The organism is Paenibacillus phyllosphaerae (assembly GCF_014192105.1).
In the GTDB taxonomy this organism is placed as follows: domain Bacteria; phylum Bacillota; class Bacilli; order Paenibacillales; family Paenibacillaceae; genus Paenibacillus_Z; species Paenibacillus_Z phyllosphaerae.
In genome coordinates this window covers 248,063-261,129 of record NZ_JACHXK010000004.1, presented here as the reverse complement: position 1 = coordinate 261,129, position 13,067 = coordinate 248,063, and the positions used below count along the sequence as shown (strand labels likewise).

Annotated in this window: 15 protein-coding genes and 1 other annotated feature; of the genes, 13 read left to right on the top strand and 2 right to left on the bottom strand. The window is 55.7% G+C overall.

Annotated features, from left to right (window positions below; genetic code table 11):
- The first annotated feature begins 24 nt into the window (after positions 1–24).
- From FHS18_RS11410 to FHS18_RS11370, 9 genes are all read left to right on the top strand, one after another.
- The gene (locus tag FHS18_RS11410; RefSeq protein WP_183600122.1) at positions 25–1,050 is read left to right on the top strand and encodes a BMP family protein; all 1,026 of its coding nucleotides are present in this window, start codon (positions 25–27) and stop codon (positions 1,048–1,050) included.
- An 81-nt stretch (positions 1,051–1,131) separates the two neighbouring features.
- Positions 1,132–2,130, top strand: coding sequence for an aromatic ring-hydroxylating dioxygenase subunit alpha (locus FHS18_RS11405; protein ID WP_183600120.1), 999 nt, complete (start codon positions 1,132–1,134; stop codon positions 2,128–2,130).
- A 181-nt stretch (positions 2,131–2,311) separates the two neighbouring features.
- Entirely contained in the window at positions 2,312–3,214 is a 903-nt protein-coding gene (locus tag FHS18_RS11400) for a class I SAM-dependent methyltransferase (RefSeq protein WP_221401280.1), read from the top strand.
- Positions 3,215–3,260: 46 nt separating this feature from the next.
- The gene (locus tag FHS18_RS11395; RefSeq protein WP_183600118.1) at positions 3,261–3,563 is read left to right on the top strand and encodes a Dabb family protein; all 303 of its coding nucleotides are present in this window, start codon (positions 3,261–3,263) and stop codon (positions 3,561–3,563) included.
- A 104-nt stretch (positions 3,564–3,667) separates the two neighbouring features.
- A complete protein-coding gene (locus tag FHS18_RS11390) occupies positions 3,668–3,955 on the top strand; it encodes a HesB/YadR/YfhF family protein (RefSeq protein WP_183600115.1) in 288 nt (95 codons plus the stop codon).
- 11 nt (positions 3,956–3,966) lie between these two features.
- Positions 3,967–4,986: a TlpA disulfide reductase family protein gene (locus tag FHS18_RS11385; RefSeq protein ID WP_183600113.1), complete on the top strand. Its 1,020-nt coding sequence runs from the start codon at positions 3,967–3,969 to the stop codon at positions 4,984–4,986.
- A gap of 198 nt (positions 4,987–5,184) precedes the next feature.
- Positions 5,185–6,183, top strand: coding sequence for an NAD-dependent epimerase/dehydratase family protein (locus tag FHS18_RS11380; protein WP_183600111.1), 999 nt, complete (start codon positions 5,185–5,187; stop codon positions 6,181–6,183).
- Positions 6,184–6,252: 69 nt separating this feature from the next.
- Positions 6,253–6,717 carry an NUDIX domain-containing protein gene (locus tag FHS18_RS11375; protein WP_183600109.1) on the top strand — a complete coding sequence of 155 codons (465 nt, stop codon included), beginning with the start codon at positions 6,253–6,255 and terminating at the stop codon, positions 6,715–6,717.
- Between the two features lie 10 nt (positions 6,718–6,727).
- On the top strand, positions 6,728–7,015 hold the full coding sequence (locus tag FHS18_RS11370; RefSeq protein ID WP_183600107.1) for a hypothetical protein: 288 nt from the start codon (positions 6,728–6,730) through the stop codon (positions 7,013–7,015).
- Between the two features lie 99 nt (positions 7,016–7,114).
- Here the strand turns inward: FHS18_RS11370 and FHS18_RS11365 are convergent, their stop codons facing one another.
- Both FHS18_RS11365 and FHS18_RS11360 read right to left on the bottom strand, forming a co-directional pair.
- Positions 7,115–7,849 carry a ZIP family metal transporter gene (locus FHS18_RS11365; RefSeq protein ID WP_183600105.1) on the bottom strand — a complete coding sequence of 245 codons (735 nt, stop codon included), beginning with the start codon at positions 7,847–7,849 and terminating at the stop codon, positions 7,115–7,117.
- A 60-nt stretch (positions 7,850–7,909) separates the two neighbouring features.
- Positions 7,910–8,287, bottom strand: a complete 378-nt coding sequence (locus tag FHS18_RS11360) for a hypothetical protein (protein WP_183600103.1) — start codon at positions 8,285–8,287, stop codon at positions 7,910–7,912.
- Between the two features lie 137 nt (positions 8,288–8,424).
- Between FHS18_RS11360 and FHS18_RS11355 the strand changes: the two genes are divergently transcribed.
- The 4 genes from FHS18_RS11355 (at position 8,425) to FHS18_RS11340 (ending at position 13,057) form a co-directional block, all read left to right on the top strand.
- A complete protein-coding gene (locus FHS18_RS11355) occupies positions 8,425–9,198 on the top strand; it encodes a MerR family transcriptional regulator (protein ID WP_183600101.1) in 774 nt (257 codons plus the stop codon).
- Between the two features lie 147 nt (positions 9,199–9,345).
- Entirely contained in the window at positions 9,346–10,392 is a 1,047-nt protein-coding gene (locus FHS18_RS11350) for a potassium channel family protein (RefSeq protein WP_183600099.1), read from the top strand.
- Between the two features lie 67 nt (positions 10,393–10,459).
- Positions 10,460–10,696, top strand: a binding site (T-box leader).
- A gap of 120 nt (positions 10,697–10,816) precedes the next feature.
- Complete coding sequence (tyrS, locus tag FHS18_RS11345; protein WP_183600097.1) at positions 10,817–12,094, top strand: tyrosine--tRNA ligase; 1,278 nt, start codon at positions 10,817–10,819, stop codon at positions 12,092–12,094.
- Between the two features lie 159 nt (positions 12,095–12,253).
- Positions 12,254–13,057, top strand: a complete 804-nt coding sequence (locus FHS18_RS11340; protein WP_183600095.1) for a GDSL-type esterase/lipase family protein — start codon at positions 12,254–12,256, stop codon at positions 13,055–13,057.
- Positions 13,058–13,067: the final 10 nt, after the last annotated feature.

The window sequence follows — 13,067 nt, the reverse complement described above, 5'->3', positions numbered from 1 at the left end:
AATGACGATAATGGGGGAATTACGATGAAGAAACGTCTCAATCACGGAACATGGGCCATCATTCTGCTGGTGCTTGCGCTTACGGTATCCGGCTGCGGCAGCTCGAACTCGGAAACGACGGCTGCGAATGAAGCTTCATCGGCGGCCTCCGGGGGCGACTTCAAGGTTGCGCTGCTGACGCCCGGCCCGGTGAACGACAACGGCTGGAACGCGGTCGCTTATCAGGGTCTGCAGCAAATCGGCGAAGAGCTGAAGGCCGAGACCAAATATTCCGAGAAGGTTACGCAATCCGACATGAATGAATTTATCCGCGGCTATGCGGACGATGGCTTCAATGTCATTATCGGCCACGGCTTCGAATTCGCGGACGCGATGATGGCAGTCGCGAATGACTACCCGAATACGTGGTTCCTCGTGACGAGCGCTTCGGTCAGCCAAGAACCGAATGTCGCTTCGATCAGCATCAACAACCGTCAGCAAGGTTATCTGATGGGGACCGTCGCCGCGCTCATGTCCACGACGGGCACGGTTGCAGCAATTGGCGGCATGGATATTCCGCCAATCTCGAATTCGGTGAAGGGCTTCGAAGAGGGAGCCAAGGCTGCGGTGTCCGGCATTAACGTTCTTACGGCGATGACCGGCTCCAATGACGATATTGCCAAAGCGAAGGAAACCGCGATCTCCTTGATCGAGAAAGGCGCCGACGTCGTCATGACCAACGCCAACCAAGCCGGCTCGGGCGGGATCGACGCCTCCAAGCAGAAAGCTGTGCTCGCAATCGGCTCGAACCAGGACCAGAACCCGAGCGCACCGGATACGGTCGTCACCAGCGTCATTCAGGATTACCCGAAAGCGATGACGGTCGTGGTGAAGCGGATTATGGACGGCGAGATGAAGCCGGAAGCGCAGACGCTAGGCGTAAAGGAAGGCGCCGTCTACCTGAGCCCGTACCACGGCTTCGACGGCAAGATTCCGCAGGAGACGAAAGACCGGATCGAGCAAACCGTCCAGGGGCTGGCTGACGGGACAATTGAAGTCAGCAACGAATAAGAGCAGCATTCCGCAGAGCTGATTGGCTTGCGGCTAATTAAGATAAGAAGCAGCATTCCGCTATATAAGGAGGAGAACACGATGACAACCGAAACATTATTGCGAGATACGGTACTAGAGAATGAGTGGCATCCCGTTCTGGCGGAGCGCGAGGTGAAGGATAAGCCGGTGTCGGTAATCGTTCTCGGCGAGCGCGTAGCCATCTTCCGCAATTCGAAAGGCGTTCATGCCCTGCGCGATCTATGTATCCACCGCGGCGCGATGCTGTCCAAGGGCTGGGTCGAGAACGAGAAGCTCGTCTGCCCGTATCACGGCTGGCAATACAACGATCACGGGCAATGCGTCTGCATCCCGGCCCAAGGGAAGGATGACCGGATTCCGGCACGCGCCAAGGCGACGAAGTTTCCCTGCCAAGTCAAATACGGCATCGTGTGGGTCTGTATCGGAGAGCCCAAGCAGGAGCTGCCGTCCTTCGAGGAATTCGAGAATCCGGCGTACCGCCCGCTCGTCTGCGGCCCGTACTACGTGAATGCCGCCGGTACGCGCGTGATCGAGAACTTCACCGATTTTGCCCATCTGATGTACGTGCATGGCGGCCTGCTCGGTCACCCGGACTATTCCGAACTCCCGAACTTCGAGGTATTCAAGGAGGACGACAGAGTGTATACCGGCGACGTGCCGATCTTCCAACCTGTCGCCCATTCCGGATCGGATCACCGCGAAGGAACGACCTATGTATATGTGAAGGAAGTGTTCCGTCCGCTCACGGCCCGGTTGTCTAAGCGCGATGCGGCGACAGGCCAGACGCTGTGGATCATGCTATCCGTCCTCCCGGTATCCGAGAAGGAGTGCATCGTCTACATGCCGGTATCCCGCAACTACGCGCATGACGTCGACGACCAGCAATTCATCGACTTCCAGGATACGGTATTCGATCAGGACAAATGGATTATCGAGACGCAGAAGCCGGAGCTGCTGCCGCTCGATCTGCAGACCGAGCTGAATCATAAGGCGGATCTGTTATCCGTCGCGTACCGCCGCTGGATCAACCAGCTTGGCGTCCGGATCGGCACGACTTAGCCGAACGGAGCAACTGAAGGAACCTTATGCGGTCATCGGAACCAGATGGCGGCGTAAGGTTCTTTTTGTCGCATGATGGACAACCGCTGACGGATCCATGGGATAGTTCTGACGCTGGAGTTTCGCGATGTTCTACCCCTTTTCCAAAATATGCTATATATTACTAGGGCGGATAAATCAGATGAAGGCGAGAGGTGAACGCAAAGTGAGCGGATCGGAATGGGATGAGCGGATCGACTACCTGCGCAATACGCGCTGGATGCTGTACAATGAGGACTATCTCGAATTTCTCGCGCGCAAGGTATGGGCGATCGATAGGCCGGTGCGGCTGATTGATTTTGGCTGCGGGTATGGATTCATGGGGCTGGCGTTGCTGCCCTTGCTGCCGGAAGGATCGACATATACGGGCATCGACGCCGGAACGAAACTCATCGCAGAGGCTAGACGCGTGTTCCGGGAGCTGCCGTATCCGTCTGCCTTCATCGAAGGCGATCTCCTTGAAGTGCCGCTGGAACGGCAGTATGATATGGCTGTCAGCCATGCGGTCGTCATGCATATGGAGCAGCCGAACAGCATGCTGCAGCGGATGATCGATTGCGTCGTGCCGGGCGGAAGAGTCGCCTGCTTCGAGTCGCACTGGATCGCGAACGCAGCGAATCAGCACGTGGATGGCCATGAGCAGTCGGACTTGGTCCAATTGGGCGCGCTGCAGCGTCTGTACGAAGCCGATGCCAGGCGTACCGGCAAAGACGGGAATATCGGGATGAAGCTGCCGATTCTGATGAGCAAGCTGGGACTTCAGCATGTCGCATGCCGCGTAAGCGACCGCGTCAATTTCTTGAACCCGCACGAAGAACCGGAGATTCGTAACCAGCTGCTGCAATCGTTAGGTTTCGGTCATCCGGGAGACCGCGAGGCGTATGCGGCAGGGCTGATTGCAAGAGGTTTGACCCCAGAAGAAGCTTCGCTTATGTATGAGGACGAGCTATTTTTCGCTGAACGGCTGGACGCCGATACATTCATGACATATGCCCCGAATATGAAGATCAGTTATGGCATAGTTGCGAAGGAGTCCGGGCTATGACCGTTGCATCGAGGCACTAATAATTACTCTAGGAGGATGATGAGAGATGTTTGAACATTTGGTCGCTTTCAAATTCAATAAGACGTTGCCCCAGGAGAAGCAGCAGGAATTGCTGGACACGTTGTATGCTTTCAAAGGGCAAATCCCTGGCATCGTGGAGCTCACGGCCGGGATTAACGAGACGGAAGAGACGGGCAATATCCACGGATTCACGATCGGCCTTCGCGTCACGTTCGAGGACCGGGATTCGCTCCAGCGGTATGGGCCGCATCCGGCTCATCAACAGTTCGTCAAGCTGCTGGATGGCATTGTGGACCAAGTCATCGTAATTGACTATCCATTCCAATAAGAGAACGGCAAGGTAACGGACGGAACCGATTACTCGGCTACGCCCATTTGTAGTAGAATAGAGGAGTCATTCGACATAGATGCAAGTAAAGCGAGGGAATCATCATGAAAGTAATCGTTGAGGCAGAAGCGGCGCGTTGGTATAAGAAGGAGATGGCGCTGCAAGACGGCGACCAGCTGCACGTCTTCGTGCGTCTGGGCGGCTGCGGCTCCGTACAGCCAGGCATGTCGCTCGGCATCATGAAGGAGAATGCGACTGGACCGAACATTCACCAGACGGTGGAGGGCATCGATTTCTATATGCTTGAGGAACAACTGTGGTATCTGGACGAAAAGGATCTGCATATCCGCTATGACGCCAAGCATGACGAAGCGTATTTCCATGTGGAATAAGGGCGTAGACGATGTACGCCATTGAAGCCTTTAATCGGGTACTGAACTTGGAGATTGTCGTCTATTTGCTGGCTGGGCTGGCCGGCGTTCTCCTCATTCGGCTGTTTATGAGGGGGCAGGAGAACCAGTCCCGTGCGGTCTCGGAAGCCTGGAATGCGGTCATTCTATGGTTGGCGGTATGGAAGGGCAGCCTCGTCCTATTCGACTGGGAGAGCTTCCGGCACGATTGGCGCTCGCTGCTGTATTTCAGCGGCGGGAGCGCCGGTATGTGGCTGGCAGCCGCAGCAGCTGGCGTCTATCTGATCGTTCGCAGCGGATTGCGGCGAGGCTTGGAGCGGCTGTTCATCCTGTCGCTCGGCTGGACGGCAGCGGTTCAGTTCAGTTACGTCCTTTTCGACGCCGGTTCCGCCGTTCGCCATGCAGCGATCGTCCTATTCGTCTTCATTGTTGGATATGCGTTATGGCGCGGGCGAGAACAAGCCGAATGGAGGCGGACCGTCTCGCTTGCATGCTTGTATGGGTTAGGCATGATGGCTCTTCAGTATGTGGATTTCTCCGCGACAAAGGTGAGCTATAGCGCGACTGGCGGTATCGAGCAGGGGGTCAAAGTCGGACAGCGGGCGGCGGATTTCACGCTGACCAATCTGGAAGGCGAATCGGTCCGGCTATCGGATTATGCCGGCCAGCCGGTCATGATCAATTTTTGGGCTACCTGGTGTCCGCCCTGCAAGGTGGAGATGCCGCATCTTCAGAAGCTGCACGAAGATTACGAGGATGAGGGGCTTACCGTTCTGTCCGTCAATCTGACTTCGACCGAGCGCGGCAGCGCGAATGTGGGCAGTTTCGTCGAGAGGGAAGGCTTGAGCTTCCCTGTCCTGCTCGATGCGGAAGGTCAAGTGCAGGAACAATACCGTATCAAAGGCTACCCGACGTCGGTTTTTGTTGGCCGCTCGGGCGTGATCGAGGAGCGGATCCCGGGGGCGCTCGATTACAACGGCATGAAAGCCGTCATTGCTCGGATGCTGGAATAGGAAGGCAATAGGCTGCGAAGTTCGCGGCCTTTTTTGCATGGGCGGAGTGAAGGGATTGTACTTCCTCGGCGGCTGACGTACAATCTACACGGATGGAAAAAATTACATAAGCGATCGTGTTTCTATGCGTATCTTTTGTCCTTCTCTGTTCGTTTACGTCTCTAGCAGGTAATTTGACCGATTCGGGAGGCTGATAGAATGAACATTCTATTGTTGGGCGGGACGAAGTTTCTTGGCCGTTATTTGGCGGAGGCGGCGCTGGAACGGAATCATGAGGTGACTTTATTCAACCGCGGGTTGAGCAATCCGGGATTGTTCCCGGCGATCGAGCAGCTGCAAGGCGACCGGGACGGGCAACTGGATGCGCTGCGTGGCCGCCAGTGGGATGCCGTAATCGATACATGTGGCTACGTACCGCGCGTCGTCAGGCAGTCGGTGCAACTGTTGGCCGGGCAGACCAGCCATTATACGTTCATCTCTAGTATTTCGGCCTATGCGGATTTTGCGCAAGGTCCGATCGATGAGAATTCCGCATTGGGGCAGCTGGAAGACCCGGATACCGAAGACATCGGCGCCTATTACGGACCGTTGAAAGCAGCGTGCGAGCAGGTGGTGGCGGAACAGTTCCAGAGCGGGACGCTCATCATTCGTCCGGGACTTATCGTCGGTCCGCACGATCCGACGGATCGATTCACCTACTGGCCGCAGCGTTACGCTGAGGGCGGCACGGTGCTTATGCCCGGCGCGCCTGGCCGGCCGATCCAGTTCATAGACGTGAGGGATCTCGCGGAATGGACGATCCGGATGGTGGAAGTGAAGGCAGGCGGCGCGTACAATGCAACCGGCGTTCATCCTTCGCTAACGATGGGCGACTTGGCGGAAGCTTGCGAGCGCGTGACGGAGACGAATGCGAAGACGGAATGGGTAAGTGAAGCGTTCCTTCATGACCAGGGCGTCGGGGAATGGATGGATTTGCCGCTTTGGGTATCGGAGCGGATGAATTGGCTTTATTTTATGAACGTATCGATCCATAAGGCGCTTGCCGGCGGGCTGACTTTCCGACCGCTCGAACAGACGATCGCCGATACGCTCGCCTGGCATCGCAGCCGCCATCCGTATACCGAATGGCGCGCAGGATTACGGCCGGAACGCGAGCAGGAGCTGCTTCGCGCTTATGCTGCCGTCGAGAAGGCATAACCTGTAACGCGGGGCTCAACAGCAGCTGCCAGCGGCAAGCAATCGATAGCGAACTTAAGGAGGATCAGCATGAATCCGATACGGAATTCGGCCAAAGCGATCATTATTCAAGCTGGCCAGGTATTGCTTACGAAGAATAAGGACGCAACCGGGTATTTCTACATTTTCCCTGGTGGCGGGCAAGAACGAGGTGAAACCTTGGTGCAGGCCGTGAAGCGGGAATGCATGGAGGAGATCGGACAGGATGTCGAAGTCGGCGAGCTGGCCCATGTCCGGGAGTATATCGGCAAGAATCATGAGTATGCGGAGTGGGACGGAGCCACGCATCAAGTGGAGTTTTATTTTCAATGTACCCTCAAGTCGTCGATGCCCGGCGAAGCGATCGGCAACGGGATAAACCCGGACGACTATCAGATCGGCGTCGAATGGGTGCCGCTGGATCGGCTTCACGAATACAGCGTGTACCCGAGGGCGCTCATCCCGATTCTGCAAGGTGGCGCCGCGGCGATATGTTACTTGGGAGATACGAATTAAGGAGGCGCGAATGCGATTCGAGGAATATCAAATTTTACAGCTCGTTGACCAGTTGTCGCCACAGGAGCGGAAGGACATGCGCGATCGAGGCCAACAAGCGCTCAACGTTCCGGTTGACTTGTCGGCCGAAACGCTGTCTTCTATGCGAATGGAGCATTTAATTCCGCTGCGGGACATGATCCGCGGCTATATTCTTACGAAACGATATGTCCCGGACATCAAGGGAGCCTATGAAGCGATGAAGTCGACGAAGCTGCCTAACAGAATCGGATTCGGCCGAATGGAAGAAGAGGACTAAGGCGTCCCGTAATAAAAATGAAGAACCCCGGAGCAAGTTTCCTCCGGGGATTTCGTCGCGCGCATGAAATGAGCTGCGCTATGCTTGTCGGCTTATTGCTCAGCCGAGCCAATGCGTTAGTCCGATCATGGTGAGCGTGCCGATGATGAAGGCGAAGGTAGACGGGATCTCGTGCCCGTCGCCGTGGCTCTCAGGAATCAGTTCTTTATACACAATATACAGCATCGCTCCGCCGGCAAAAGCCAGTCCATACGGAATGAGGAATTCGAGCGTGTGGCCGAACGAATAGCCGACGAGGGCGGCCAGCCATTCCGCAGCCGTCACGCCGCATACGTAGAGAAGCGGCTTTAGCAGCCGTGATCGGGCAGAGGCCATGACCAGCGCGATAAGGAAACCTTCCGGCACATTCTGCACGCCGATCGCGAAGGACACGATGGCGCCAAGCTGCCCGTTCTCATTGGCTAGGCTTATCCCGGTGGACAGCCCTTCCGGCAGGTTATGCAGCGTCATGGACATGAGCAGCAGGATGCGGGAGCTGGCCTGAATGGCCGAAGCGGTATCTTCGTGCGGCGGATCGGTATGCGGGACGTATCGCTCGAGCATGGTCAGAAGGACGGTGCCGAGCAGGATGCCGGCGGTCAGCACATAGAAGTTCGATAGCTTGAGCGCCGAAGGAATGAGCCCGTAAGTCGACGCTGCCACCATGACCCCTGCGCTATAGGCGAGCAGCATATCTTTGCCAAGGTGGGACAGATTACGGATGAACAAGGCCGGAATGCTGCCGGCGATCGTGCCAAACGCAGACAGGGCAGACAAATAATAAAAATGTTCCATATAACCTCCAACAATGCGTGCCTATCACAGTATATGTGGCGCGTCGGGAGGCATGTCCGCCTAGGAGTTCAAAAATTTATCTTCGGCTTGCTTGCGCTTATCCAAGCTGAGCTTAATGAATAAATTCGTCATCTCATGCGTCGGGTTATCAATGATCAAGTCATGGTTGTTCATATGCAGATGCTCGATCGCCCAACTGTGGAACAGCAGCTTGCCTTCGCGCTCGAGGTTCTCGAAGGAGAAGTCGCCCGCGTATTGATAGATGCCCTGTTCATCCTTAAGCAGCAAGTCCAGCCGCATCGAGCTGACGTGGACGCTGAGCAGCACCGTCTCTCCCATCTCGATCAGCATCGTTCCGCCCCGGACGCCGAAGCCGAGCTTGTACCACTTGCCGGACAGTCCTTCTTGCATGGAGTAGTTCTCCGGGAATTCGCTCATAACCAAGCCCCTTTAACGTTTTTTCTTATTGTACCTTCGTCGGGCAGGGAAATAAAGGGCGCGCCATTCGGCCAAAAGAACGGTTGACTTTGACGTTACGTAAAGCTGTACAGTTAAGGTGTCAGGAGGCGTTATACATGGAATACACCGTTCGCAAGCTTGGTCAGCTCGCCGGGGTCAGCACCCGAACGTTGCGCTATTACGACGAGATCGGCATTCTGAAGCCGGCCAGAACGAACTCGTCCGGTTATCGTATCTATGGGGCAAAGGAGGTTGATCGGCTTCAGCAGATTATGTTCTACCGGGAGCTGGGCCTTCCGTTGGAACAGATCAAGTCGATCATTACCGACCCCGGATTCGACGGTACCAAGGCTTTGTCCGAACATCGCGACCAACTCCTGAACAAACGAAGACAGCTTGATGCCCTTATCGAAACGGTAGAGAAGACGATCGCTTCAAGCGAAGGGAGAATGGATATGACGGATAAACAGAAATTCGAAGGCTTCAAACAGAAGCTCATTGACGAGAACGAACAGAAGTACGGGAAGGAAATCCGGGAGAAATACGGCGATGAAGCGGTCGACCGCTCGAACGCGAAACTGAAGCATATGACGCAGGAACAACACGAGGAAGTGACAAGGCTCGCGAATGAAGTGACGGAGACGCTAGCGCAGGCTTTCGCGACCGGCGACCCGGCCGGCGAACTGGCTCAGCGGGCGGCTGATCTGCACAAGCGATGGCTGATGTTCCATTGGAACGCGTACAGCAAGGGAGCGCACGCGGGACTTGCGCAGATGTACGTTGACGATGAGCGGTTTACGGCCTACTACGATGCCGAGCAGCCTGGAACGGCCGCATTCCTGCGTGATGCCATCCATATCTATACCGGCGTTACGTCGTCAGCTGAATAGGATCGGAAATGGAGGTCGCGAAGCGGCCTCTATTTTTGTGGATATCGAGCCATTTCGGATTTTACATCCGATAATCGATATGGTATTTTTTACCTAGCATGACGAGATGACTGATCCTTACTTAGCGAAAGAGGGATGCCCTTGCACTTGATCCTCAGGCTGTTGTCGGCAGCGTCGAAATTGAATGGGCGCTGGCTGACGGGAACGGCGGTAGTCTTTTTTTCGTTCAGCTCCATCTTGATTCATCTCATCGAGCCCGAGAAGTATACGACGGTCTTCAAAGGTTTGTGGTGGACCGTTGTTACCGCTTCGACCGTAGGCTATGGCGATTATTTTCCCGAGACGATTCCAGGCATGATTCTCGGTATTTGCGTTATTTTCGGCGGACTCTTCATTATCGGTTCCTCGGTCGGCAAGATCACCGAGCAGATTATTAGGCTTAAGAAGAGCAAGGAGGAAGGCCGCGTGGCGTATTTGGGGAAGGATCACTATGTGATGATCGGCTGGTCGTCGGAGAAAAGCATGGTAACCGTACAGGAGCTGCTGGAGGCGGATACGAAACGGGACATCGTGCTTATTGACCGCATGGCGCATACCCCGTTCGTCCATGAACGATTCCACTACATTCAAGGCGATCCCACGATCTTCGCGACGCTCGATCATGCAGGCGTGGACCGGTGCAGCAACGTCATGATCTTCGCGCCAGACAAGGAGACGGATCCGCTTAAGGCCGACGGACAGACGTTAATCATCGCGACATCAATTGAGAGCTTCGGCCAAGAACGGCAAGTCAAGGACGGCCGCGACGGCAAGGGCATCTACACGATCGTCGAGCTGGTCCATGCGGCGCACGAGCGCAACTTCAAATTCGCAAATGTGGACGAATTCGTGCTGTCCCATCAGTCGACCTCGTTCCTGATGGCCAAATCGTCTCTGCACAAGGGCTCCTCGCAGCTGTTCAAGCAGCTGCTCGATCATGCTTATGGCGAAGATCTGCATGAGCTTCAGCCGCGGGCTGGATGGAGAACCTACGGCGACGCGCACGAGCAGCTGAAGCGGGAAGGGGCCAACCTGATCGCCGACCGCAAAGATCTGACGATTATCCGCAAGCTGAATGAGCCGATTCCGCCCGATGCGCGGCTGTTCGTCATCTGCGACGATGCGACCTACGAAGCGATCAAAGACAAGAAATAACGAACCGGCAAGAATCGAGTTGACATCGGCTGTGCGGATTGGGTAAAGTGTTCATAGCGAAAACAAGCTACAAGCGATGAAAGGGATCAGTAGTGTTCCTCTCCACGATGCAGAGAGCCGGCGGTTGGTGCAAGCCGGTACGTGAAGGCGCATGAATTACGTCCTGGAGCTTCTGTTCTCCGAACCTGCCGCTGCGGCAGAAGGGGAAGACGGCCGTCAACCGTTATCTGACTTTAAGAGGAAGACGCAGCATGACCAATGATGCGCTTCAATTAGGGTGGTACCGCGATGACTCGTCCCTGTCGATGACAGAGGACGGGTCTTTTTTCATTGTGGCGGATGAGGGCTGGAACGATCGTCTTGGAAGCAGTCTCGTAAGCTTGGAAGTTAAGCATGAAGAACGATATTGTTGGAGGGGTTAATCGTGTCGACGAACACTGTAACGAATTTATTAGATGATCTGGAGTACCGCGGTCTGGTTTACCAGATGACGGATAAAGAAGGCCTTGGCAAAAAGCTTCAGAACGAGCGCGTCGTGCTGTACTGCGGGTTCGATCCGACGGCGGACAGCCTGCATATCGGCAGCCTGTTGCCTATTCTCATCCTGCGCCGCTTCCAGCTGGCGGGCCATATTCCGCTTGCCTTGGTCGGCGGCGGCACCGGTCTGATCGGCGACCCCAGCGGACGTTCCTCGGAGCGCTCGCTCAACACGGCGGACACCGTCGCGTCGTGGACGGACAGCCTGAAGCGCCAGCTGTCCGGGTTCCTGGACTTCGACGTGCAAGATAATCCGGCGAAGCTTGTCAGCAACTACGATTGGATCGCGCCGCTTGACGTCATCTCGTTCCTGCGAGACGTGGGCAAGAACTTCACGGTCAACTACATGCTGGCGAAGGACTCGGTCGACTCCCGTCTGGCGAACGGCATATCGTTCACGGAGTTCAGCTACATGATTCTGCAAGCTTATGACTTCCACAAGCTGCACACCGAGCATGGCTGCGCCCTTCAAGTCGGCGGCAGCGACCAATGGGGCAACATCACGGCCGGCCTTGATCTGATCGGCAAGATGGGCGGCGGCGACGCATTCGGCATGACGATGCCGCTCGTGACGAAGAGCGATGGCAAGAAATTCGGCAAGTCCGAGACGGGCGCGATCTGGCTCGATCGCAGCAAGACGTCGGCGTACCAGTTCTACCAGTTCTGGATCAATACGGACGATAATGACGTGATCAAGTTCCTGAAATATTTCACGTTCCTGACGCGCGAGCAGATCGAAGCGCTCGAAGAAGAGCTGAATTCGCATCCGGAGAAGCGTACCGCGCAGCGCGAGCTTGCGCGCGAAGTGACGAAGCTGGTTCATGGCAGCGATGCGGTCGTCAGCGCGGAGAAAATTACTCAAGCGTTCTTCTCCGGGGACGTGACGCAGCTTAGCGAGTCCGAACTGGTTGAGGCGCTGGCGGATATGCCGACGACGGTCGTGCCGGCGAATGAGGAGAGCAAGCTGATCGATCTGCTGATCCAAGTCGGCGCCGCGCCATCGCGCCGCCAAGCGAAGCAGGACATCGAGAGCGGAGCCGTATCCGTCAACGGTCAGAAATTCACGAGCATCGACGATGTGATTCAAGCTGAGCAGCGCTTGCACAGCAAATACGCGGTGCTCCGCCGCGGGAAGAAGAATTACTACCTGGCACGTTTCGAATAATCGACGCGTATATAGACTGTCCGAGCAATCGGACGGTCTTTTTTTATGCCTGCTTCCCGCTTAGAAGTGGCTGTTTTAAGCTACATTCCTATTTGTCATCTATTAGGCGTCAATGTTAAGGTGAGAATAAGGAAACACAGGGGAAAGGAGCTGATCATCATGACAAGACGCGGCAAAGCAATCGGATGGCTCATGGGGGCAGCGGCGGTTTCTTGTATCGTCTGGGCGGGCGGTCTTGCCTGGACGATGACCGATTATTTCGGCGATTCTCCGGCTGTCGTAGCCGAGAAGCCGCCGGCGGAAGAGGAACAACCGGCCGCCCCTATCGTGGCTGATGATGGGCGCCTCCGGATTGCGGCGCTTGGCGATTCCTTGACTCGCGGCGCGGGCGATCCCGAAGGAAAAGGCTATGTCGGTTATATGACGGACCTGCTGCAGGACAAGCTTGATGATGAGATCGAGCTTACGAATATGGCCGTTAACGGTCAAATATCGAGTGAACTCCTCACGCTGTTGGATCAAGATAGTAACGCAGCCAGTCAAGTGAAGGCCGCGGATATTATCGTGCTTAGCATCGGCGGGAACGATTTGTTCCAAGGCGGCCAGACGCTTAAGCGGCTGGATGAAGCGAATATCGAAACGATCGAGCTTGCTTATGAGCAAGACTTGACGACGATCCTTACCAAGCTAAGGTCGCTTAATACAACGGCGCGCATCTTCCTGATCGGCTTGTATAACCCGTTCATGGAACTCGAGGATCATGAACGAACGAGCGAGATCGTGCGCGAATGGAACTTCAACGCGGCCGAGATCGCCGCAGCCTATCCAGATACGGTGATGGTGCCGACATACGATCTGTTTCAGCTCCAGGTTTTGGATTATTTGGCCCGGGATCTGTTCCATCCGAATGCGGAGGGCTACAAGTTGATCGGCGAGCGGGTCGCGGCGTTGATTACGGAGTGAGGGGGTGCGC